The sequence below is a fragment of the Planococcus versutus genome, from assembly GCF_001186155.3.
Taxonomy (GTDB): domain Bacteria; phylum Bacillota; class Bacilli; order Bacillales_A; family Planococcaceae; genus Planococcus; species Planococcus versutus.
In genome coordinates, this window is the sequence record NZ_CP016540.2 from 3006162 (window position 1) to 3030560 (window position 24399).

At 39.4% G+C, this 24399-nt stretch carries 25 protein-coding genes; 10 read left to right on the top strand and 15 right to left on the bottom strand.

The window, feature by feature from the left end:
* Positions 1 to 41: 41 nt before the first annotated feature.
* A complete protein-coding gene (locus I858_RS15155) occupies positions 42 to 902 on the bottom strand; it encodes an ABC transporter permease (RefSeq protein WP_157886527.1) in 861 nt (286 codons plus the stop codon).
* Positions 895 to 2094, bottom strand: a complete 1200-nt coding sequence (locus I858_RS15160) for a quaternary amine ABC transporter ATP-binding protein (RefSeq protein WP_049693676.1) — start codon at positions 2092 to 2094, stop codon at positions 895 to 897. Before I858_RS15160 ends, I858_RS15155 begins: the two co-directional genes overlap by 8 nt.
* A 516-nt stretch (positions 2095 to 2610) precedes the next feature.
* On the opposite strand from I858_RS15160, the gene I858_RS15165 reads away from it, so the two are divergent.
* The 6 genes from I858_RS15165 to I858_RS15190 all read left to right on the top strand — a co-directional run bounded on the left by I858_RS15165 (position 2611) and on the right by I858_RS15190 (position 8889).
* Positions 2611 to 3285: a response regulator transcription factor gene (locus tag I858_RS15165; protein WP_049693677.1), complete on the top strand. Its 675-nt coding sequence runs from the start codon at positions 2611 to 2613 to the stop codon at positions 3283 to 3285.
* The gene (locus tag I858_RS15170) at positions 3282 to 4655 is read left to right on the top strand and encodes a sensor histidine kinase (protein WP_049693678.1); all 1374 of its coding nucleotides are present in this window, start codon (positions 3282 to 3284) and stop codon (positions 4653 to 4655) included. The genes I858_RS15165 and I858_RS15170 overlap by 4 nt, the downstream gene beginning before the upstream one ends.
* 135 nt (positions 4656 to 4790) lie before the next feature.
* The gene (locus I858_RS15175) at positions 4791 to 5825 is read left to right on the top strand and encodes an ABC transporter permease (protein WP_049693679.1); all 1035 of its coding nucleotides are present in this window, start codon (positions 4791 to 4793) and stop codon (positions 5823 to 5825) included.
* 1 nt (position 5826) lies between these two features.
* A complete protein-coding gene (locus I858_RS15180) occupies positions 5827 to 6501 on the top strand; it encodes an ABC transporter ATP-binding protein (RefSeq protein ID WP_049693680.1) in 675 nt (224 codons plus the stop codon).
* 179 nt (positions 6502 to 6680) lie between these two features.
* Entirely contained in the window at positions 6681 to 7259 is a 579-nt protein-coding gene (gene gfa / locus I858_RS15185; protein WP_049693681.1) for an S-(hydroxymethyl)glutathione synthase, read from the top strand.
* Between the two features lie 193 nt (positions 7260 to 7452).
* On the top strand, positions 7453 to 8889 hold the full coding sequence (locus tag I858_RS15190) for a DHA2 family efflux MFS transporter permease subunit (protein WP_049693682.1): 1437 nt from the start codon (positions 7453 to 7455) through the stop codon (positions 8887 to 8889).
* An 88-nt stretch (positions 8890 to 8977) separates the two neighbouring features.
* Here the strand turns inward: I858_RS15190 and I858_RS15195 are convergent, their stop codons facing one another.
* Positions 8978 to 9295 (bottom strand): hypothetical protein, encoded by a 318-nt coding sequence (locus tag I858_RS15195; protein ID WP_049693683.1) that lies wholly within the window; start codon positions 9293 to 9295, stop codon positions 8978 to 8980.
* A 200-nt stretch (positions 9296 to 9495) separates the two neighbouring features.
* Here I858_RS15195 and I858_RS15200 point away from each other — a divergent pair, with 200 nt between their 5' ends.
* The 3 genes from I858_RS15200 (at position 9496) to I858_RS17410 (ending at position 11258) form a co-directional block, all read left to right on the top strand.
* Positions 9496 to 9972, top strand: coding sequence for a nucleoside deaminase (locus tag I858_RS15200; protein WP_049693684.1), 477 nt, complete (start codon positions 9496 to 9498; stop codon positions 9970 to 9972).
* A gap of 486 nt (positions 9973 to 10458) precedes the next feature.
* Positions 10459 to 10761, top strand: coding sequence for a DUF7662 domain-containing protein (locus I858_RS17405; RefSeq protein WP_065524429.1), 303 nt, complete (start codon positions 10459 to 10461; stop codon positions 10759 to 10761).
* Positions 10758 to 11258 carry a GNAT family N-acetyltransferase gene (locus I858_RS17410; protein WP_065524428.1) on the top strand — a complete coding sequence of 167 codons (501 nt, stop codon included), beginning with the start codon at positions 10758 to 10760 and terminating at the stop codon, positions 11256 to 11258. Before I858_RS17405 ends, I858_RS17410 begins: the two co-directional genes overlap by 4 nt.
* Before the next feature lie 86 nt (positions 11259 to 11344).
* Here I858_RS17410 and I858_RS15215 read toward each other — a convergent pair whose 3' ends face one another.
* The 12 genes from I858_RS15215 to I858_RS15265 form a co-directional block, all read right to left on the bottom strand.
* Positions 11345 to 12148 carry an MFS transporter gene (locus tag I858_RS15215; protein WP_083553724.1) on the bottom strand — a complete coding sequence of 268 codons (804 nt, stop codon included), beginning with the start codon at positions 12146 to 12148 and terminating at the stop codon, positions 11345 to 11347.
* A 13-nt stretch (positions 12149 to 12161) separates the two neighbouring features.
* Positions 12162 to 13445: an Nramp family divalent metal transporter gene (locus I858_RS15220; protein ID WP_049693686.1), complete on the bottom strand. Its 1284-nt coding sequence runs from the start codon at positions 13443 to 13445 to the stop codon at positions 12162 to 12164.
* Between the two features lie 196 nt (positions 13446 to 13641).
* Positions 13642 to 13989 (bottom strand): DUF4064 domain-containing protein, encoded by a 348-nt coding sequence (locus I858_RS15225; protein ID WP_239457185.1) that lies wholly within the window; start codon positions 13987 to 13989, stop codon positions 13642 to 13644.
* 110 nt (positions 13990 to 14099) lie between these two features.
* Positions 14100 to 15056 carry an ABC transporter permease gene (locus I858_RS15230; RefSeq protein WP_049693688.1) on the bottom strand — a complete coding sequence of 319 codons (957 nt, stop codon included), beginning with the start codon at positions 15054 to 15056 and terminating at the stop codon, positions 14100 to 14102.
* Positions 15049 to 15969 (bottom strand): ABC transporter ATP-binding protein, encoded by a 921-nt coding sequence (locus I858_RS15235; protein WP_049693689.1) that lies wholly within the window; start codon positions 15967 to 15969, stop codon positions 15049 to 15051. The genes I858_RS15230 and I858_RS15235 overlap by 8 nt, the downstream gene beginning before the upstream one ends.
* 160 nt (positions 15970 to 16129) lie before the next feature.
* Positions 16130 to 16996, bottom strand: coding sequence for an N-acetylneuraminate lyase (locus tag I858_RS15240; RefSeq protein ID WP_049693690.1), 867 nt, complete (start codon positions 16994 to 16996; stop codon positions 16130 to 16132).
* 31 nt (positions 16997 to 17027) lie between these two features.
* Positions 17028 to 17717: an N-acetylmannosamine-6-phosphate 2-epimerase gene (locus tag I858_RS15245; protein ID WP_049693691.1), complete on the bottom strand. Its 690-nt coding sequence runs from the start codon at positions 17715 to 17717 to the stop codon at positions 17028 to 17030.
* Between the two features lie 45 nt (positions 17718 to 17762).
* A complete protein-coding gene (locus tag I858_RS15250) occupies positions 17763 to 18605 on the bottom strand; it encodes a MurR/RpiR family transcriptional regulator (RefSeq protein ID WP_049693692.1) in 843 nt (280 codons plus the stop codon).
* Positions 18602 to 19516, bottom strand: coding sequence for an ROK family protein (locus I858_RS15255; RefSeq protein ID WP_049693693.1), 915 nt, complete (start codon positions 19514 to 19516; stop codon positions 18602 to 18604). Before I858_RS15255 ends, I858_RS15250 begins: the two co-directional genes overlap by 4 nt.
* A gap of 19 nt (positions 19517 to 19535) precedes the next feature.
* Positions 19536 to 20816, bottom strand: a complete 1281-nt coding sequence (locus I858_RS15260; RefSeq protein WP_049693694.1) for a TRAP transporter large permease — start codon at positions 20814 to 20816, stop codon at positions 19536 to 19538.
* The gene (locus tag I858_RS17240; RefSeq protein WP_049693695.1) at positions 20817 to 21284 is read right to left on the bottom strand and encodes a TRAP transporter small permease; all 468 of its coding nucleotides are present in this window, start codon (positions 21282 to 21284) and stop codon (positions 20817 to 20819) included.
* A gap of 19 nt (positions 21285 to 21303) precedes the next feature.
* Positions 21304 to 22323: a sialic acid TRAP transporter substrate-binding protein SiaP gene (locus I858_RS15265; protein ID WP_049693696.1), complete on the bottom strand. Its 1020-nt coding sequence runs from the start codon at positions 22321 to 22323 to the stop codon at positions 21304 to 21306.
* 478 nt (positions 22324 to 22801) lie between these two features.
* On the opposite strand from I858_RS15265, the gene I858_RS15270 reads away from it, so the two are divergent.
* The gene (locus I858_RS15270) at positions 22802 to 24331 is read left to right on the top strand and encodes an FAD-dependent monooxygenase (protein WP_049693697.1); all 1530 of its coding nucleotides are present in this window, start codon (positions 22802 to 22804) and stop codon (positions 24329 to 24331) included.
* Positions 24332 to 24399 lie beyond the last annotated feature (68 nt).

Consider the following 24399-nt stretch of genomic DNA (forward strand, 5'->3'; position numbering starts at 1 on the left):
GTATTTTAGTTGGTTCTATTTTATCTAGAAAGTTTGCTATGTTAGCTTTCTACTCTCTCTTTTCCTGTGACACTTTGCGTAAATCGATCGATGATGATTGCCAAAATAACAATCCCGAGACCTGCAACAAATCCTGTTCCTACATCAGAACGTTGCAAGGAAGATAGCACTTCTCTGCCAAGACCCGGTGCACCAATCATCGATGCAATAACGACCATAGACAATGACAGCATAACGGTTTGGTTAATACCTGCCATAATGGTCGCTTTTGCCATCGGAAGCTCGACTTTAAAAAGCTTTTGCATACCGGTACTTCCAAATGCCTCAGAAGCTTCCACTAATTCTTTCGATACTTGTCGTATTCCCAGGTTCGTAAAACGAACCGTGGGTGGAGTGGCAAAAATCAATGATGCAAAAATACCAGGAACCATTCCGATGCTGAAAAAAGCAACAGCTGGAATCAAGTAAACAAAAGCCGGCATAGTTTGCATAAAGTCGAGAACCGGGGTAATGGTGTTTTCTGCGATTTTGCTTTTCGACATTAAAATCCCAATTGGAACTCCTATTGCAATTGACAACAAACTAGCGACTAGAACCAATGTAAACGACAGCATCAATTCTTCCCATAAGCCTTGATTCCAGACGAGCAATAGCCCCAGAAGAGAAAATATAGCCAACCCAAATCGTTTGCCGCTGATGAAGAATGCCAGAACAGCGACGATGAAGATGACGACTAGTGGCGGGACTGCTGCGAGTAAGTCAGCAAAATCTTCTAAGCCATCTCCAAATTCATTTTTTAATGGATCAAATAAAAATGCAAATGTATCAGATATCCAATCCGTAAAATCCGAAACAAACGGAGCCAATGGAATTTCCGGTATTTTATCCATTAAATTAAGCATCGTCACGGTTCACCTCGCTTTCTCCAGCAAGTGCTGAAATCACGGCACCGCGCACAATAATGCCCAATAATTTCCCGTCTTCTACGACCGTAATTGGGACAGGAGAGTGATGACTCACTTCAAATAGTGCATTCATCAATGTATTTTTTGTGACAATTGGTGCATCTGTTCTTAAGATTGTTTCTAACGCTTTTGTTTCTGATTTCAATGCATGAGAAGCATCTTCCGCTGTTACGTATCCTTTTAAGTTCCGCTTGCTGTCTATCACGTAAATACTTGAAATGCCTTCTTCTTTCATTCTCTCCAACGCAACACGTGGGCCGTGTTTGTCGATATTGATTGTTTCCGGCCGTTTCATAATATTGAACGCCGTCAATACTTTCGAGCGATCAACATCCTGAACAAATTTTTTAACGTAATCATTTGCCGGATTTACTAATATTTCTTCTGGTGTTCCCACTTGCACGATAGAGCCATCCTTCATCAACGCAATTTTGTCTCCAATACGCAAAGCTTCATCTAAATCATGCGTGATAAAAATAATGGTCTTTTTCATACTTTCTTGTAAATCCAATAACTCATCTTGCATTTCTTTTCGAATTAATGGGTCAAGTGCCGAGAAAGCCTCGTCCATCAACATGACTTCTGGGTCGTTCGCCAATGCTCTGGCTAAGCCAACACGCTGCTGCATACCTCCGGAAAGTTGAGAAGGAACTTGGTTTATGTGTCCTCCTAAACCGACCATTTCTAGCGATTTTTTCGCTTTTTCGTTTCGCTCTACTTTACTAATCCCTTGAATTTCCAATCCATAAGCAGCATTTTGCAAAATCGTCAAATACGGAAAAAGAGCGAAGTTTTGAAATACCATACTCATTTTCGTCCGACGTACACGACGCAAATCTTTTTTATCCATTGCAGCTAGGTTTTCGCCATCTATAAATACTTTACCTTCTGTCGGATCAATCAATCGGTTCAGTAAACGAACCAATGTCGATTTTCCACTTCCTGAAAGACCCATAATGACAAAAACCTCACCTGCCTCTACTGTAAATGATGCGCGGTTTACACCTACTGCACTACCCGTCATCTTTAAAATTTCCTCTTTGGTTTTTCCTTCATCAAGCAATTTTAAAGCCTGCTTAGAATTCTTACCAAATACTTTTGATAATCCCTCTACTTTAATAATTGACATTATTTTTACCTCCTCTGCTATTCAGCTTTTCGTATAGATAGAAGAGCATTTTCAAGTTTTCCCAAATAGGCCCTTAGAAATTCTTTATCTAAATGTAAATAGTGAGTAATTACCTACTATTTAACCTGTCTAATTTAACACTTGTCCCACTATACGCATAAATTCTTATCATTACAAATGTTGCAAGGCTATTACCTGCTCTAAAACAAGACAGTTCCATTTTTTATCGCACTCAAATTAACTCGTGACTTCTTTCCTATTTTTTCTATAAATACGTTTATAGCAGTACTTGAAGAAGAGTAAAAAGAATGTTTTTTTTGATTTTTTCTCTTTGCATTATTGTAGAGATATATCGCAAAATATTTTTTTTTTAGTTGTTTCAATGAAATATCCTTGACTGACTACAAGTAAAAGAACAACTTCTGCTGTCTTCAAGATTCTTCACAACCTAGATTCTTCTCATATCAATTCGCTCACTAAATCACTGTATAATGAACATCAAGGAGGTTGATGCAAATGATTCGAATATTAGCAGTAGATGACGATATACACATGTTGAATTTTGTAGCGACTGAGCTTCGTCAAACGGGCTATGAAGTTGTTGAAGCGACTTCAGGTGAAGAGGCATTGCAGTTGCTTGAATCCGAAACAATGGACTTAGCTGTTGTTGACGTTATGATGCCTGGCATGAATGGCTTCGAATTGACACGAATTGTCCGGACCGAATACGATCTTCCGGTTATTTTGCTAACAGCTCGACATCATATAGAAGATAAAGAACGCGGATTTTTAGCAGGCTCTGACGATTATTTGGTGAAACCCTTTGAAGCAAAAGAATTGCTCTACCGCGTCAAAGCTATTTTACGAAGATATAACCATCCTGAAGACGACTTGCTCATTGTGGGGTCTTTAACCATTGATTTGAAAAGCTATGAAGTCCGATCTATTAATGGCATTTTATTTATCCCTTTAAAAGAATTTGAGTTGTTGGCTCTTTTGGCGTCTAAACCGCGGCAAGTGTTGAGTCGGGACTTGATTATTGAATCAGTATGGGGCATTGATTTTCAAGGAGATGAACAAACGGTAAGCGTCCATATTAAACGACTGCGTCAACGACTAGAACGTTTTTCACCGGATGTCCACATTGTCACAGTAAGGGGCGTAGGGTACAAACTGGAGGTAAGTGGATGAGTCTTTATGTGAAATTTATTTGGTTTACATTCGCAACCATGCTTGTCAGCAGCAGCATTGCATTTTTTGGAATGAATGCCTATTACCACAGTCATTTAAAAGAGCAAAACAACGACAAAAATCTGGCCATTGCTCTGTCTTTTGCGGATTTTTTGGATGATGCATCTTCAGATCGAGCAAAAGCCACGTTAACGATGCTGGGAGACGCCGGCTATCAACTTTATGTAACGAATGGAGAAACTACCGAAAGTTACGGTGGTGAATACCGAGATAAGTCAATTGCTCAATCGGATATTCAACAAGTTCTTGATGGTCAAGTATTTAACGGAATTCGTGATTTTCCTCGCGAAACGTTTGTGACCGGTTTTTTTGCCAACGAGTTAAAAAACACAGTGGGCGTTCCGATCAAACTGGGTGGGGAGACGTATGCGCTTTTTATGCGCCCTGACATTAAACTGCTGTTTCAAGAACTTCACTTATTATTTGGTGGTTTGGCAGTAGGCATTATATTACTAAGTTTTATCGGCATGTTGATCGTTGCGCGTTTACTGATTCAACCGATTACCAAATTGACACAAGCTACTGAAAAAATGGGGACGGAAACTTTTGATGTGCCACTCGCCATCCATCGAAAAGATGAGATTGGCCGATTGGCTGATCAGTTTTTAACGATGCGTTCACGCATCGAGCAATCCACATTAAAGCGCAAAGAATTTGTGCACAATGTGTCTCATGATATTCAATCACCGCTTCATACCATTCAAAGTTATTTGGCACTGCTTCAAAAAGACGGCATTGGCAAACGAGAAAAACAACAATACACAACAATAATTCAAGAAGAAACTACACGTTTGTCATCATTGACAAAGCAATTGCTCACTTTGGCGTCTTTTGATGCAGAAGCGGCAGAACTTGTAGAAAAAGTAGATATCGCCCAACAGCTTCAGCAAACCCTGTCGCATTTGCGTTATGCATTCGAAGAAAAAGAACTCGGCATCTCCGCACAACTTGCTGAAGGTTGTGTAACAGGCAACGGCGTGCTTCTTCAAACAGTGTGGGAAAACCTATTGACCAATGCCATCAAATACAGTGAACCTGGCAGTTCGATCGATGTTCAGTTAACAGCAACTGCTGAATACATGATTTTGCATTTACAGGATGAAGGCATTGGCATGTCACCAACTGAAGTTGAACACGCTTTTGACCGATTCTACAGAGCAGATCAAGCACGAACCCGTTCTTCAAAAGGATCGGGTCTAGGTCTTGCAATTGTAAAAGAAATTATAGAGTTACACAGTGGAACCGTCGACATTTCTAGTGCCACTGGTGAAGGATCGACTGTTCGAGTTATACTTCCGCGCATACTATAACCTCTTCTATTTAAAAAGCTGACAATTTCTTTTACAGAAAAATTGTCAGCTTTTTTAGGATTGTCACGCCTCGTTCATCTTCCGTTCATGTTGACAGACTAAAGTAGAGTTATCAAAGAAACCGGAGGCGTTAACATGAACATTGCATGGAAGGAAATTAAAAAGAACAAAGTTCGCTTTATCATTTTGGGCTCAATTGTTTTTCTCGTCAGCTTATTGACGTTTATCATATCGGGATTAGCTAACGGCTTGTCACAAGATAATGCGGCCCTCATCAAAAGCTTGCCCGATGGACAGTTTTACATGGCTGAAGATGCGGAAGGAACTAATAGTTTGTCACGCATCGACCTTAAAATTCAAGATCAAACGCTATCAGAAACAAAAGACGCTGTTGCTTTATCGATTCAAATGGGCTTTTTAAATGACGAAGACGATAAGCAGCGAAGTGTCGCATTTGTTACGTCTACTGAATCTCCATTATTTGAAAATGTAGAGAAAGGCGAAATTGTTTTAGATCGCTCATTACAAGAAGCTGGTTTGAAAGTCGGCGACACGTTAACAAACGATCAATTTAGTGGTGAATTTACCGTTAAAGAATTTGTCGATCAGCAAAAATACAGCCACGCCCCTGTTGCTTTTATCAACATGGAAAATTACAAAGAAATGTACCGAACCAATGAAATGCAATTACTTTTCGTACCTGAAAACAGTGAGTTTCCAACAATTGCTGGTTTGCAGTCTTACACAAACAAAGAGTTTCTCTCGGCTATTCCAAGTTATAGCGCCGAACAATTATCACTTAACATGATTGTCTGGTTTTTAGTTGTCATTAGTGCTTTACTGTTTGCGATTTTCTTCTATATGATGAACGTCCAAAAAATCGGATTGTATGGTATTTTGAAAGCCATTGGTGTAAAAACCAGCACCTTATTCAAAATGATGTGGACGCAAATGTTCTTTATCACCACTATTGCACTGGTCTTCTCTATTGGGTTGAGCCAATTATTCAATCAATTCGCACCAGCAGGAATGCCGTTTAGCTTGACTGCTACTGTCACAATCCAGTTGTCGATTGTGTTCTTAGTTATTGGCTTTATCGGCGCTACTTTATCTGGTATTCAAATTAAAAAAGTCGAACCACTACAAGCGATTCAACAAGGAGAGGTTTAATATGACCATTTTCACAGCTCAAGAAGTGCGAAAAACGTTCACAAATGGTGAAGTCGCAGAAGAAATTTTAAAAGGAATTGATTTATCTCTTCAAGAAGGTGAAATCACTGCTCTTGTCGGCGCTTCAGGTTCTGGTAAAAGTACATTGTTGACAATCGCCGCAGGCCTTCAACCAACTTCAAAAGGACAAATTGTGTTTAATGGCCAAAACATGACCGATATGAGTTCGGAACAAATCCGCCAACTTCGCGCAAGCGAGTTTGGCTTCGTTTTTCAAGCCGCTCACTTGGTTCCTTTCTTAACCGTAGAAGAACAATTGTTGCTCATGCTTGATGTATCCGGAACCAACCTATCAAAACAGCAGCAAAAAAAAGAAGTGAGTCGATTGCTCGAACAAATTGGCATGGAGCACCGAAAAGATGCTTATCCCGCTTCTTTATCCGGCGGTGAAAAACAACGTGTTGCTATTGCTCGTGCCATTATCCACAAACCCAAAATGTTATTTGCGGATGAGCCTACAGCAAGTTTGGATTCGAAACGTTCTAAAGAAGTCATGTCTTTGATCCGCGAGTTAACGCGGACTTTGAATATTACGACTTTAATGGTTACACATGACGAAGAAATGCTATCCTATGCAGATCATGTCATTACGTTAAAAGACGGATTAGTTGAGTAATTGCTAAAAATAGAAATAGAAAAAGCCTCTATAATTTCCTATCGCACTAAATCAGTGCTAGCATAAAGCCACATCGATCTATCAGAATATCACGACTATTCTATAAATGGATGTGCGTATTGCACCAAGTGCGATGCTGAAGATGTACGGATGGGAAAACAAAAGGAGGAAATTATACAATGATTACTAACCTGCACCCAAAACTAACTAACGGACTCAATGACTATCCAGAAGTAAACGACTTTTCCGGTGGAACCTTACAATGTCTTTGTGAATCAAACAAAGTAGAAGTGAAAATAGATGCACAAACATTGCATAACCACGCATGTGGTTGTTCGAAGTGTTGGAAACCCGAAGGTGCTACGTTTTCATTAGTAGCTGTCGTTCCTAGTGAAAAAGTGCAAGTGATCCACAACGAAGACAAACTAGCAATTGTAGATGAAACAGCTGCAATTCAAAGACATTTTTGTAAAGAATGTAACGCCCATATGTTTGGACGCATTGAAAACAAAGATCATGCATTTTATGGTTTGGATTTTGTTCACACAGAATTATCAGCCGATAAAGGATGGTCCGCTCCTCAATTCGCAGCATTTGTATCATCTATTATCGAAACAGGTACGCCGACTTCAGAAATGGGTGACATCCGCAAAACACTAAACGATCTTGGATTGCCTACTTATGATGTGCTTTCACCTGAATTAATGGATGTAATCTCTGCCAAAGCCGCTGAACTAAACGGCACATTGAAAAAATAAACCCTCTAGTACACTAAAAAGCCGAGAACCCGCATCTAGTGGGGTCTCGGCTTTTTGGTGTGCAGAAGAAACATTCTTTTATTATTTCAACCTGCAGTTAACTATGGTTGTGCCTGAATAATTCGGTCTGTATAATCGCTAAAGGACGGCTTACAGTTTTCTATCAGGACTTTTGAAAGGACTCAACTACTTAATGGGTACATTAAACAGCGAAGAAAAAAACAAACATGTAAAAACAATTCCCATTATGACTGCTTTGCTTATCAGCGGATTTATGGGCATGTTCAGTGAAACGGCTTTAAATATGGCATTAAATGATTTGATAAAAGAATTTGGAATATCTGTTTCTCTTGCCCAGTGGTTAACAACCGGGTACCTTTTAGTTCTCGGCATCTTGATTCCGGTTTCCGGACTACTGATCAAACGGTTTCCAACAAGAACGCTTTTTATCACCAGCTTAAGTTTTTCCATCGTTGGATTACTTATTGCGGCTATGTCTCCTAGTTTTTCTGTTTTATTAATTGGACGGATCGTTCAGGCGATAGGAACTGCTCTTTTACTACCTTTACTGTTTCATACTGTGTTAATTCTTTTCCCGCCGTGGAAAAGAGGAACTGCCATGGGGTTGGTAGGACTGGTGATGATGTTCGCTCCAGCTACAGGACCTGCAGCTGCAGGGATTATCATCGATTATTTCAATTGGCATATGATTTTCTGGATCATTATTCCATTTCTTGTATTTGCCTTATTGTTTGGAATTGCTTTTTTACCTAATTTATCAACAACTAGTAAACAAAGAATTGATGTTTTATCGATCGTCTTGTCGACCTTTGGTTTCGGGGGAATTGTATTCGGTTTTAGTTATGCAGGCGGAAGTGAAGGATGGTCCAGTCCGGTAGTGCTAACTTCTTTGGCAATCGGTTTACTCGCTATGGCAGTTTACGTTTTTCGGCAATTGACGATTCGAGAACCTGTATTAAACTTAGAAGTATTTAAACATCCTATGTTTTCACTTGGGATTATTGTAACTCTCTTTGCAAATATCATTATTTTTTCCGCAAATATTTTACTGCCTCTCTATATGTTAGCAGGTCTTGGGTTACCCGCATCCAAAGCTGGACTGCTATTGCTACCTGGTGGCATCGTCAATGGCATTATGTCTATGGTAAGCGGGCGCATATTCGATAAATCTGGACCAAGAGGATTGGTTATTGGCGGATTTGCTATTAGTACAATAGCTGTCGCGTTTTTCTCTACCGTCTCTTCTTCCACTAATCTTTACTTGATTGTTTTCTTTTTCATGCTGTTAATGGTGAGTATGTCTATGGTCACCACACCTTCGCAAACAAATGGGATAAACCAATTATCACCTCGTTTATACCCAGATGGAACAGCTATCGTTAACTCGATGATCCAAACGTCAGGAGCCATTGGAACAGCCATTGCAATAAGTATTTTGAATATCAGTCAAACCAACCACTTGAGTCATGTAGCAAATCCTTCTGGTGCACAAAACCAAGCAGATGCGTTGATTGCAGGTGTCCAAAATGCCTTTACATTTACCATCATTATTTCCATAATCGGTCTCTTTTGTTCGTTGTTTATTAAGCGGATCCTCGTTAACAGATGATAGCTTGTTTGCTCGCTCATTGGTTAAAAAGCTACATACAAAAAAGCCCTGTTAAATGGTATTTGACAGGGCTTTTTTCATCTAAAGTTCACATATCACTTTCTTCTTTTTTGCTATACCGTTCATAAGCAATATAACCACCCAACAAACCTATCCCTGACCCTAGACTTATTGCTAACAATAAAGAATCCGAAAAAAAGAAATTAAAAGTGATTCCTACTCCCGTACCCAACAGCATACCTAACGGAATTAAACTATCTAATACAGTTTGAGCTTCTGGTGATTTTTTCTTACCTAAAGTGCCTCGCTTTTGTTTGGTTTTCAGTTGATGAACGACAAAAATTGCAATGGCTCCAACAATTACAAGCGGCAGTAAAATCCAAACCATTTCAATCACAAACTCCATACAAAAAACCTCCTTTTTAATCTACGCAACTAACTTATTTTCTTGCGCATCTAAAATCCTAGTCAGCAAAAAATTTCTTATAGCCTAGTTTACAGCAAACATCTCTAGTACGGGAATGAAAAAGAACGTTTGAGCAGACTGGAGAAGGGAATAACTACGTTATCGATTTAAATTAGCTTGATAGTGAAAGGAAGTGCACAATGGAAATTATTGAAAGAGTTATCCAACTTGCAAATAAGAACGTAGAAGAAGGCGGCAGACCATTCTCATGCATTATCACGCGTGGAGATGAAATTATTGCTGAACGCGCCAATCAAGTAGCTCAAACAAACGACCCAACAGCGCATGCTGAAACACTTGCCATTCAAGAAGCCTGTAAAAAGTTAGGAACTGAACATTTAACAGATTGTGAAATTTATATACTAGCTAGTCCATGTCCTATGTGTTTAGGCGCTATGTATTATTGCAGTCCTAAAAAAGTAACTTACATCACAACTAGAGAAGAATACAAAACGTATTACCGTGATGACCGCAAATACTTTGAATTAGAAAACTTTTACGATGAATACCCCAAATCAATTGAAGATCGACGTTTGCCAATGGAACAAATCGATCATGCGGAAAGATTGCAGCCGTATAAGCTATGGAACGAAAAACATGGAACAAACAAAGCGTAAAAACCAAGTTTTCGCAGTATCTGTATTTACTAATTGAATAAGAAAACGAAAAAAAAGATAGACCGACACTTATGTGTTGGTCTATCTTTTTGAAATTCTGTTACACATGATGGTTCAAATGACATCTCTATTAAATTAGTACCACTAATTTAATAACCTCTAAGTCCCTAATACTCCCAAAAATAGTAGTTGAGATATGTATAAAGATATAGATTATTTTTAAAACAGTACATTAAACGTAAAAATTCGGGTATATATATCTTGTGTCCCACAAAAATAAGACGAAAATTTGATAAATAGCAAGAATTTAGTAGGTTAGCCAAATGCGCTTCTCACGCTAATTAGAAACTAGATGATCTCACAAGACCAGGTGCGAAGCTCAAATGAAATAAACCAAAGCTGCTCAACAGGACTAAAAAATATGACATGTTACTAACCGAACCAATCCGTTACTAAAAAACGAAAACATGAAAGGAACCACAGACAATGGATATGACCTTAGAAAAAAAATACATTCCTTTAGCAAATTATTTTTTAACAGCTAAAAATCCAATAATTACATTGCATTTTACAGAAATCGAAAAAATTATGGGACATAATTTACCGAATAGTGCTTATTTAAATTACAGTTGGTGGAAAAAAACCAAAGCTCCTGCTAAGCATTTTCAAGCTTGGGCAGCTGCTGGATATGCTGTGAAGCATGTTGAACCTAACCGTTACGTAGTGTTCGAAAAGCTAGATCTCTCGGGGATGAATCGAACAAGGATCGTGACGATGATATCTTATTGATACGTCCTGCTGGACACGGAGATGCTCGCTTTCTTGCAGATTTACAAAAACAGACCGAAAGCGAATCGGATTTTCTACTTTATGGAAAAGGGGAACGCTCGCTGTCTACGCAAAAAGTCAGAAAGCAAATCATCTCATGGAATCAAAGTGGGCAATCCGTCATCTATTTGGCGATTTTAAATGGAGAACATGTGGGATACTTGATTGCAGAAGGTAACGATGCCGCTCGAGCGTCACATCGCCTAGATTTGCTTCTGGCTGTTCAAAAAAAAGCACAAGGCAAAGGAATCGCAACGGCTCTTCTTCATAAAACAGAAGAATGGGCTGAAGAAAAAGCCATTACGCGTCTGGAACTTACCATCCTAGAAGCAAACACGCCAGCTCGAAAGTTTTTCGAAAAAAATGGCTATGAGTCTGAAGGCATCCGCAAAAATGCAATTATGATCGAAAACAAACCGCAAAATGAAATTTATATGGCTAAAATGTTAATTTCATAAGATCCAATGACCATTTCAGTAGTAAAAAAAACCGAGTGCGAAAATTTGCACTCGGTTTTTCTATGCCAGTTAAAAGCACTAAATTATTAATTGTATTGCCCTTTGCTTTCAAGTATCTTTTTCCCTTTAAATGCAAAAGTAATTAAGATGATATTGATAATGAGCATAGCAATAATCATGTACAAAACAATTTGATAGTTCCCCGTGATATCGTAAATGTACCCATACCCAGGCAAAGCAACAATACCAGCAGTCGCTAATCCAATTGCGATCGTTGCATAAATTTGACTGTATTCTTTCGTACCAAAAATTGCTGTAGTCAATAACGGTCCCAATGTTCCAATTGATGCCGTCACAAACCCAAACAAGCCAATTCCTACACTAAAAACTGCAGCGTTTCCAGGAATGAAGATTAGTAGTAAAACCGAGATAATACCAACTGACATTGACATGTATCCTGTGTTACGAACACCCATTTTGTCTGTCAAAAAGCCAAAGGCCAGTGAACCAACAAGCATTCCAATCATGAAGTATCCTAACACCTGACCCGCAAATTCAATTGTGTAGCCGTTGACAATCGCATAAGGAGCAATATGTTGTGCAAAACTGCCGACTGCCGTCATAAAGAATAGGAATAAGAACATCGAATAAAAGGCAAGTGACTTTTTGGCATTAGCAAAAGTAACGCCTCGCACGATATTGTCTTCTGCATTAAAATCTGAAGCACTTGCATCTTTCATACCATAGGGTAAAAGCCCTTTGTCTTCTGGGTTTTTACGAATTAAGAGTAAGATAACAAGCACAATCACGACAAACGCACCGACTCCAAGAATCATATAAGAACTGCGCCAGCCTTGATCTGCAATTAAGCTCCCCGCGAATGGCTGGATAAATGCTCTAGCTTTACAGTAAGCCTTGGAAGGTCTCGACTAACAAGAAAACATTTAACGCGATGATGACTGCTGCAATCAACCAAGCGAGCAAACTGGTGACTTTGTGATTTACTAAGCCACCCATAATTTTTTTATTGCTTGTAAAAATGATTAAAGGGATCAAAGCAAAAGGGATCCCAAAAGATAAAATGACCTGACTAAGCACCAGTGCGGTTGTCGGATTAACGCCGATGGCAATGACGACAAGAGGTGGAATAACAGTAATTGCTCTTCTCAAATAAAGTGAAATTCGCCGTTTGATATACCCTTGCATAATAATATCGCCAGAAATTGTGCCTACAGTAGAACTGGCCAAACCTGCTGCGAGCAGAGCGATTCCGAATAAGATCGCAAATAATGGTCCACTCAACTCAGCAAACTGAGTGTATGCTACCTCAAGGTCTTGAACTTGGAGACCATTCTTGAAAAAAAGAGCTGCCGCGACAATCAGCATGGATGCATTGACCGCTCCGGCGATCAACATCGCAAGCAAAATATCAATTAACTCAAAGCGATAAATTTTCTTTCGTTCCGTTTCAGTTTTACCCACAATTCTATTTTGAGTCAAAGCTGAATGCAAATATATGGCATGCGGCATTACAGTAGCACCGATAATTCCAGCAGCCAGCATGACGCTATTGACATCTTTAAACTGTGGCGTAAAAAGACCCGCAAGAATCAACGAACCGTCTGGCTTCGCAAAGAACACTTGTAATCCAAAAGCCACAACGACGATAAACACCATTCCGGCTATTCCGGCCTCGAGCGGTCGAACCCCTCTACGTTGCAATTCAAGTATCGCAAATGAACCAACAGCTGAAATTAAAGCAGCAGGCAATAACGGAATTCCAAACAATAAGTAAAGTCCTAAGGCAGCTCCTATAAACTCAGCTAAGTCTGTAGCCATGACAACTAACTCACCTTGAATCCACAGTCCAAAGGTGACTGGTTTTGAAAATTTTTCTCTTGAAATTTCAGGAAGGTTTTTGCCAGTGGCAATTCCTAATTTAGCGGACAAAGATTGAATGAGAATTGCCATTAAATTTGAAGCCAGAACTACCCACAATAACATGTACCCGTATTCAGATCCTGCGGTGATATTGGTAGCGAAATTTCCTGGATCAATGTATGCGACTCCAGCAATAAAAGCAGGTCCTAAAAACAGCAATATTTTACTTCGTCTTCTGGGAGAACTTGCTATGTCTTTATACGATTTATAATGTCCGTTTGATCGATTTGACTCTTTATCTGGCATGATTTTCTTCTCTCCTCAAAAAAGCTTTCCTGAGGGAAACCTTAACGTATTTATCCGTATACTAGTCCTAAACGAATCTCTTTGTCAATAGCAAACGTACGACTCTGTCTTTAAATGGAGTTGCACTAAAATTGACTACACACAAAAGGGCACGGGATATACACATGTATACCTCGTGCCCTTTTGTTATAGTAACTTATCTCTCGACCAGTCGCTGCGGCTTCCGGACAAGCGCCATAATACCAGCAACTAAATAAAAGATACCGGCCAAAATACCGGCTCCACCTGTGACGAATGAACCGATTACTGCAGTAACAAGGAAAATGATTCCTGCTGCCATTGGTTTGTTATTTCCTTTAAGCAAGACCATTGCGACAATTCCTAACACAATAGCAACAACCGAAGTGCCAACAAGCAGCCAGCCACCCGTGCCTAACACATCGAGAAAAGCCTCCATATCAGCGGTACTAACTTCTGGTTGGTCTTGAGCTCCTTCGTTTAATGTATCTTCCAATAGCCCTTTATTGTTTTGAAGCCATACCATTAAGCCCCTAGTCCTGCTGTCAGTCCATACACTAAAACACCTAATATTCCTACAACGATTTCTGCTGTTCTTTTCATCATAATCCTCCTCATTTTTGGTTACTTTCTCATTTACTGTCCTGCGATATCGCGTTTGGTGAACGCAGTCCATGCAGCAGCTATGAAAATTACAAAATAGACGACCAACACGACGATAGAAAACGTCAATGTCATATCTTCATTGATTGGCATGCCGCCCGCCATATACTGTTTCAAATTCGTATTTGCAAATAAAATGTATTTTGCCCAATCGTATTGAGCCAAGAACGCCACAATCGCATTGCCTGCCATCATCAAGAAAATAGCTAAACCAATGGCCATGCCACTGCTTCTGAAAATAGCGGAAATCATAAAGGCGAACGTCGCCATCATAACTAATGTAACAAGACTATAACCATACGCTTCGACAATCTCACCCAATACACCCACTTGAGCAAAACCTTCTGTCTGTTGCTGAACAAATGTCGGATTCAGTCCATTTAACCCAAATAACACAGCTCCTGTTATCCAAGACGTCACCAATAAGAAAATCAGTAACGTAAGTGCGAAAATCAAAACCGAAACGTATTTAGAAAACAAAATCTTGGTTCGGGAAATAGGACGAATGAGTAATAATTTAATAGTACCCCATTTAAATTCATTTGAAATGATTCCCGCCGCCACCACAATCGTAAACAAGCTGATCAATGACGAAAGAAAACTATTTTCTAATACATACTCCCACCCGTCATAAGGCTTGGGTTTTATATTCTCTTCCAAGTAATAATTGTTTTCTTCAATAATCGGAGGATTAGAGAATTGCAGAAATTCATCTTTCTCCATATCAGTTGCTAGTTGTTCATTTTCTTCTTGAAGTTCTGTTTGCCAGTTTTGGCCGTATTCTTTAAAATCAGATTCATCTCCCATAAATTTTGTTAAAAACCCGCCGCCTATTGCGATTGCTAGTATGAAGATAAACATGACCCACGTTGACTTTTGGGCATATAATTTTATTTGCTCGTTCCAAATCAATTTTATAAAATTACTCAATGGTATTCTCTCCAATCAAGTCAAAGAATTTATCTTCAAGCGTAGCTTGCAAGACACGAACACCGTAAATGCTAATTCCTTGTTCTACTAACTTTTTCAAAATTGCAGGAATTTCTTCACGTTTGACGGACATCGAAAGTTCTTTTTCCACTAAACTAACCGTATTGGGCATTTCGGCATCCAAGTAATTTTTCGCAAGCGTTAACGGCTCTGCTTCAATAAACACAGTTTGTAACGCTTCTTCGTTTCTTATACTTCGAACAGCTTCAATCGCGATCAATTCGCCATTTTTGATAACGCCAATCCGGTCGCACATCAATTCAATTTCTGTCAATAAGTGACTCGAAACAATAACGGCTACATCTTCTTTTTCCGCTAAGTTGCGTATGTATTTGCGAATTTCACGGATTCCCGAAGGATCGAGTCCGTTTGTTGGCTCATCTAGTATTAAAATAGAAGGTCTGTGCAACAAAGCTTGTGCAATGCCTAACCGCTGACGCATTCCTAATGAATACCTGCCAGCTTTTTCATGAATGGCGTTTTCCAAGCCCACTAGTGAAATCACTTTGTTCATGCGCTCTTCTGTCACTCCATTCACCATACGGGCATATTGCTGCAAGTTTTTCCAACCGCTTAAAAACGGATACATTTCCGGGTTTTCAACAATCGCGCCAACGTGTTGAATCGCGCCTTTAAAGTCGGTCTTGATGCTTTTGCCTTCAATCAGTACATCGCCTTCTGTAATGTCAATCAAGCCAACCATCATACGAATCGTCGTGGTCTTCCCCGCTCCGTTTGGTCCCAAAAACCCAAACACTTCACCGGCTTTTATTTCAAAATCCAAGCCTTTTATGATTGGTTTTTTGCCAATCGTCTTTTTTAAATTGATTAACTGCATTGCTGTTTTTGACATACAATCACCTCCAAAAATTTCTGCTCTCTACTTTTACGAATGGAAAGTGAAATGGTTCCTAGAATTGGAAAATAAATTAGAAAATGATTGAATCATTCCAAAAAAAACAACCGCAAAGTATCTAACTTTGCGGTTGTTTCATTATTTATCACCATGTATGTTAGAAATACGTTGCTGCAATGCGTTTAGCTGTATCTACTTTTTCTTCTGATAGTTCTTTCATCGGCTGACGGCAATAACCTGCGTCAACGCCTTTTTCTTTTAAAATTTCTTTTAGCGTTTGGTAAAGACCGTTGTTCAATAATTCCGTGATAAAATCATTGGTCTCATGTTGGATTTCACGCGCTTTTGCAATTTCACCTTTGTTGGCCAATTCGTAAATTTCGCGCGCGCGTTGTCCGTTGACGTTGAACGTACTGCCAATCGCACCGTCCACACCAAGAACTGCTGCAGATAGAAGCATTTCATCAAATCCAGCGTAAAGTAGTTTGTCTGGAAACGTTTTTCTCATTCTTTCTAGCAAGTAGAAATCACCAGCCGTGAATTTCACACCAATGATTTTTTCGTTTTCAAAAAGCTCTGCAAATTGTTCCAAACTGATATTTACTCCTGTTAAGAAAGGAATCGAGTAAATGATCATTTTGTTATCTACTGAATTAATAATCTCATTATAATAATGCTTGATTTCTTCAAAGTCGAACTTATAGTAAAACGGCGTAACTGCAGAAAGTGCACCATAGCCTAAATCAGTTGCGTACTTAGCAAGTTCAATGGATTCTTTTAAGTTGATCGATCCTACTTGTGCGATTAACTCGACTTGGTCTTTTACTTCATCTTTAACGATGCGGAAAATTTGTTTCTTTTCTTCTGTAGAAATCATAAAGTTTTCTCCTGTGCTGCCGTTTACATACAAGCCGTCTACTTTACATACATCTACATTATACCGAATAATTTCTCGTAATCCTTTTTCGTTGATTTCTCCGTCTTTATCGTAAGAAACTATTAATGCTGTAAATAAACCTTTCATCTATTAACCGCTCCCTTTATCGTATTGTGTTCTACTTGGTCAAACTTGAAACAAATCGCTTAGTGATTTCTCTCGGTCGCGTAATCGCAGACCCGACAATACACGCATGAGCTCCGGAAGCTACCGCTTTTTCTAATTCTTCTGGCTTCCAGTAACCACCTTCTGCCATTACGGGTGTATCAATTGCTTCAGCCAGCGATTTGATCAAATCGATATTCGGTAGCTTCTGATCTCTCGTGTAATCCGTATACCCTGAAAGTGTCGTTGCTACTAAGTCAAAGCCTAATCCACTTGCGTTTACGCCTTCTTCAAAGGTTGAAATGTCTGCCATCAACAGAACACTCGGAAAAGCTTGACGCACTTCTGCATAAAACTCATCCAGTCGTTGGCCGTTCGGTCGTAACTGATCTGTTGCATCAAGTGCGATAATGTCCGCGCCTGACTTTACTACTTCTTCCACTTCTTTTAACGTAGCTGTGATGAACACTTTGCTGTCGGCGTAATCACGCTTAACAATGCCAATGACTGGCAAGTCAACGAGCTTTTTGATGGCACTGATGTCTTCATAGCTGTTGGCTCTAATACCAACAGCGCCACCTTCTTGTGCTGCTACTGCGAGTCTCGACATGATGTAAGAACTGTGCAAAGGTTCATCTTCTAATGCCTGACATGAGACAATCAGCCCTCGCTCTAGTTTTGCTAGTAATGACTGTTTATCCATAACGACTACTCCCTACTATTCCATAATGTATATCTTCTAAGTTGATTAATACAATTTACTTGCTGTGTTTTCTGAGATTTTCAATTGTGTTGCTTTTGCTTCTTTTTCATTTTTCATGGCTAGACCAGTGCAAATTAAATCAATCAAAAACAGCTGAGATATTTTCGAAACTAACGAACCACTATCTAGTGGACTTTCCTTGGCTGAGGATAATAAGACTAAATCAGCAAATTTTGTCAAAGGGGATTTTGTATAGCTCGTTAACGCGATTACTGTTGCACCACTCGCTTTTGATGCACTTACAGCGTCGACAATGTCTTTTGTGCTACCGGTCAAACTAACTGCAATGACGACGGTCTTTTCCGTCATAGAAGCTGCTCGCATCATTTGAAAATGTGAATCTGTGATAATACTGGCATTTTTGCCGATTCGCATAAATCGATTTTGCATATCTAACGCTGCAATTCCGGATGAACCAATCCCAAAAATGACAACATCTTCAGATTCAGCAATTTTCATAATGGCTTGTTCAAGCAAATCTTCTTCAACTACATCAGCAGTATCCGTAATCACTTGAATCACATTGTTTTTTACTTTATCCACGTATGTATCGTCAGTAGCGTCAGTCACCGTTGATGAAATTTCTTGAGCAAATGTAAACTTGAAGTCTTGAAAGCCCTTGTAGTCTAGCTTTCTGAAAAAACGCAACAAAGTAGCTTCTGCAACGCAACAGGCTTCAGCCATTTCTGTTAGCGAATGATACAAAACTTTTTCTTTGTTTGCCAAAATGTATTCGTATATTTTAGTATCAGACTTCGTGAAATCTGCTTTCATCTGTATCATCAATAATGTCGGCTTCAGACCGCCTAACTTCGTTTGTGGTTTCATCTGATCTCTCGCCTCACTTGTTGAAGTTCGTAGTTTTTAATAGCACCTAGTAAATTCGAGCGATTGCCGTTTTTTGCTAAACGAATGACAAGCTTTTCTTTGAAAGGTTCTAGCAAATTCTTGAACAAAGCGCTCTCAATTTCTTGCTCTAACCATTTTCCTTGAGCTGAAATCCCGCCTCCAATTACAACCGAGTCGGGGTTCCAAACATAGATCAAGGATTGCAAACCAATCACTAAGTCATTTAACCATTCATGAAATAAGTTTACAGACTCTTCATCACCACGTTTGACACTTTCCATAAATGCAGGAACTTGTTGGTGTGGCTGAATTTCTTGTATTTTTTGCTCTAGCCTACTAACAGATGCGTATTGTTCAAAGCAGCCTTTTTGGCCACATGAACAAAGTCTACCGTTAGGGTAGAGATTCATATGACCAATGGCACTGGCTAAATGACTAGCTCCTTTGTGGATTTGCCCATGTAATGCGAGTGAACCACCAATTCCTGTTCCAATGGTCAAAAACAATAGCTGTTGCGAATCTGATGCAACGCCTTTCCAAAGTTCTCCAAGCGCGCCGCAATGGACATCATTTTCAACTTCGACCGGAAGCTGAAGTCTGGTTTCTAGCAGTTTTTTAACGTTCATCCCTGTATAGCCTGGAATGGTTTGCGTCGCATAAATTACTTTACCCGCTGCTGAGTCAATCGATCCTGCTGTACTAATAGCCACCCCTGTAATGGGCCACTGTTGTTGAAGTTGTTTTGTCAGGTGCTCAATCTTTTCAACCAATACTGCTCCGCCTTTAGATGCGCCTGTGGGCGTTACATCTTCAGCAAGTATGTGCCCGTGAGAATCTCCAATACCATACTTAATATTTGTTCCACCAATATCGAATACAGCGACTAACATGTGAGATTCCTACTTTCGGTTAAGGTAATAATAGATCTGGTAAGAACAAAGCAATTTGCGGGAAGAACGTAATTAATAACAAACACACAACCAGTGGAATGATAAATGGAATAACGCCTCGTGTTAACGTAGCCACTGGAATATTCCCGACTCGTGACACCACAAACAAGGCCATGCCCATCGGCGGAGTCAATATCCCGATCATTAAGTTTAAAATAACAATAATACCAAAGTGTACAGGATCTACTCCTGCTACTAGTATGACTGGCACTAAAATCGGTACGAGTAAAATCAACAAAGCCAAAGATTCAACAAACATGCCTAAGAAAATTAGCAACAAGTTCATCAACAACAATAAAATAATTGGATTATCTGTCACGTTCAAGAAGAAATCCGCTACTTTAATAGCCACTTGTTCGTGCGCGATCATTTGTCCGAAAAACTCGACACCCATGATCATCAACACAGCGACTCCTGTTAACTTCATCGACTCAACGACGTTCGTAAACAATAACTTGAAAGTTAGTTCTCTGTAGACAAAGAAACCTAAGAACATCGCGTACAATGTAGCGACAATCGCAGCTTCTGTTGGGGTGAAGAAACCAGAGAAAATTCCACCAATAATGATAATCGGTGTCAACAACGCCCAAAATGCCCGTTTAAAATGATAAAACCTTTTTTTCATTGATGCTTTTGGTGCCTTTGCATAGCCACGCTTTTTCGCCCAAATATAAGCCACAACCATTAGTGAAAACGTCATCAACAGTCCAGGCAATACACCTGCTAAAAACAAGCGAGCAATTGATTGATCGGAAATAACGCCATAAATGATGAGTGGAATACTCGGTGGAATAATTGGACCGATAATAGCAGATGCTGCTGTTAACCCGCCCGCATAATCATCATCGTACTTTTCATCTCTCATCGATTTAATTTCTAACTGTCCAAGTCCTCCCGCATCGGCTAACGCAGATCCGGACATTCCTGAAAACATCAGAGACGCCATAATATTTACATGGCCCAATCCACCGCTATAGTGACCGACCAATGATTTCGCAAACGCAAAAATTCGTTCGGTAATACCAGAAGAGTTCATCAACGTCCCCGTCAAAATAAAGAACGGAACCGCAAGTAACGCAAAGCTATCAATACTATCGATCAACTTTGCTCCTGAAAAGAACACCAAGCTCCAATCGGTCATCGCGAAGTACGCAAATGCTGCGACGATTAATGTAAAACCAACTGGCATTCCTAAAAACAGAAGCAGCAACCAAACGATAAAGATAATGCCTACTTCCATTTAAATCTCCTCCTTCATATTGCGCCATTCTTGGTAGTTTCGCTCAAGAAGACGGTAAATCATCAATAGTGAAAGAAGTGGAAGAGCACTGTACATGTACACATACGAAATTCCTAATGCCACAATATCAACGGGTACTTTACGTAAAGCCATTTCATAACCAATATACGTCATCAACAATAAAACGATTAAAATGACAAATTGGAAGACATAGTTCAACCCTTTTTGTATTGCTTTTGGCATCTTCTCAACAAAATAATCAATATAGACATGCCCGTTTTCTTTTATACCGATGGATACGGCTAAGTAACCGACATAGATGAAAATAAATTTTGCTAATGCTTCTGACCACGTTAGCGGCTGATCAAGAACAAGACGGAAGAAAATTTGCATCGTCAAAACAATTAACATGATGATAAAAAGAACGCCGCCTACAATTTCTTCAAAATTTGCTAAAAACTTTTTCATGTTTTCACCTGATTCCTAATTAATCATTCGCCTCTTGAATTTCTTTCAAGTACGCATCTGAACCTTCACCAATTTCTTTCAAGTACGAAGGGTATGCTTTAGAAACTGCTTCTTTGAATTCCTCAAGATCTGGCTCTGTTACCGTTACACCTTCTTCTTTGAACTTCTCGATCAAGCTTGCTTCTTCTTCTTCAAATAGTGACGTGTGATAAGCTGTCGCTTCTTCGATGCCATCTTCTAAAATTGTTTTCAAGTCTTCTGGTAGTTTATCCATTGTTGCTTTGCTGACAACGTAGTTTACATCGTTTACGACGTGGTTTGTCATCGCTAAGTAATCTTGAACTTCATAGAATTTTTGTGCATCAATTGTTGATAATGGGTTTTCTTGACCATCTACTGCGTTAGTTTGCAAGGCCAAGTAAACTTCTGTGAAAGCCATTGGAGTGGCAGACGCACCTGTGTATTTTGCATAGTCTAACAAGTTTTGCGCTTCTGGTACACGAAGCTTCAAGCCTTCCATGTCTGCTAGTGATTCGATTGCACGGTTAGATGTTGTTTGACGTGTACCGTTATAAGCATTTCCTGCAAGAACCCAGTTATGCTCTGTCGCTAACTCTTCTTTCAACCCTTTACCGTATTCTGTATCGTTTAACACTTTTGTGATGTGTTCATAATTATCAACAATATAGGGTAAGCCCATTAAAGAAGCACGTGGCACCCAAATACCAAAACGCCCAGTTTCAGCTAAAGCCATATCTAACGATCCTTCGCTTGCTTGTTCAAGCATTGCACGATCATCACCTAATTGAGAGTTTGGATATAATTTAATCGTTAACTGTCCGTCACTTTCTTTATCTACGTACTCTGCTAATTTTTCTGCTGCTTTGTATTCGTTTTGCTGATTTCCAGCAACCATTCCAAATTTCAATTCAACTTTTTCTGATGAATCATCGCCACCTGCTTCACTTGATGATGAACATGCACCTAATACGAATAATGCTAAAAACAATACCCCTATTGCTAACCAACGTTTTGTCATAATTTTTTCTCTCCCCTTTTCCTTTTTAATGAAAGTGCTTACAAAAACTGAAAGGTAACTTTCAATTTTTATTTATTTTTGACAACAAACTTTCATTAATTTAGTGTAAGTATACTTTTATGAGAGTTTTCTGTCAATGTTTTTTTGAAACTTGATGGTTAGTTGTCAAAATAAATTTTATTGACTGAATTGGTGTAACTTCTCTAAAGTTGCTGTTTGAAATTGTCTCAATCTTTTTCGAACCGCCTTTTTTTAACATGTGACGTTCTTTTTCACACTCTACTAACGATTTATGGTTACTTGTTGAGCACAGTTAGCTTGAACTATCGTAAAAAAGGATATAGTAACAGTACAAGCTATTATTTTTGGTGAAGATGTATGTCCTGTGTTAGCGTGAGCAAAACTCGACGAAATTTTAAGCGCAACTATTTTTATATTTTTACTTTGCTATCCTTTAATTCAATAGGAGGTCTTCACTGTGAAACCACAAATATTGATCGTAGGAGCGGGTCCGACTGGACTTGATCTCGCTTATAGCCTTGCGCGTTTTGGTGTATCTTTTCGGATTATCGAAAAAAAGTCCGGGACAGGTACGGCTTCCCGTGCACTAGCTGTACATGCACGGATATTAGAACATTATCAGCAACTCGGCTTGTCCGATAGAATCGTCAAAAAAGGACAACCGATTTTGTCACTCGATTTGAGTGATGGAAAAGAAGTAAAAGCCAATTTGAAATTTCATGATTTTGGTAAAGGGCTAAGTCCATTTCCGTTAATTCTTAGCTTGCCTCAAGATGAACACGAAGATATTTTAGTGGATGAACTAAAACAATTAGGCATTGATGTAGAGTGGGATACGGAATTATCTTCTTTTAAAGATACCGGGGAAACAGTCCATGCCGTATTAAAAAAAGAAGGACAGCCAGAAGAGTCGGCTGACTTTGCTTATCTTTGTGGATGTGACGGAGCGAGTAGTACGGTTCGAAAAGGATTGGATTTTGAATTTCCAGGTGGTACGTACGATCAATTGTTTTTCGTAGCCGATGTAGAAACCAAAAAAGCGGAAGTCGAAATGGAAAAAATGGATATGTATATGGACAATGATGGCTTTATGTTGTATATGTCTGTTCGCAATGAATTCACAAAAAGAATCCTTGGCGTCGTGCCAGAGCGATTTAACAATCAGACGGAAATCGAATACAGTGACATTAGCGAGTACATTGAAAAGAAAATTGAAGTTACGGCTTCACGCGTCAATTGGTTTTCTACTTATCGCGTTCATAACCGTGTAAGCGATCACTTTGTCAAAGGCCGCACTTTTATATTAGGTGATGCCGGACATCTTCATAGTCCTGCAGGTGGCCAAGGCATGAATACGGGCATTGGAGATGCTTTCAACTTGTCGTGGAAGCTCGCAGCGGTACTAAAAGGCAAAGCTTCTTCTACTATATTAGAAACGTACGAAACAGAACGGATTGCATTTGCCCGGACGTTAGTCGCTACAACTGACAAAGCATTCCAAACCATTATCAATCAAAAGCTTCCAGGTACGGCGTTGCGCAAATTTTTTATCCCATACGTTTTGCCTTCTTTATTCACCGTTTCGATTACTAAAAGGAATGCTTTTAAAATCTTATCTCAAATTCACATCAACTATAAAAAAAGTAGACTCAGTAAAGGCAAAGCCGGAAAGGTTTTTGCGGGGATGCGCTTGCCTTGGATCAAAACAACAGATGTCGATAATTTCCGTGCTTTACGCTCGCTGGATTGGCAAATTCATATTTACGGCCAAGCAAGTAAAGAACTGAAAGATTTTGCCGCTGCGCAGTCGCTTGAAATTTATGAATTTGCATGGCAACCCTTCATGAAAAAAACTGGATTTAAACAAGACGCCTTATACTTTGTGCGTCCGGACGGTCATGTGGCGTTAGCAAATAACACGCAAGACGTGAATGTATTAAAAAACTATTTAACCGAATTTGAGTTGGTTGCGTTTCATGCCAACTGATCGTGTCTTTAGTTAGAAGTTTGTTCTTCTCTGCACTGCTATTGGCGTTCAGCAATTACCAGAAAAAA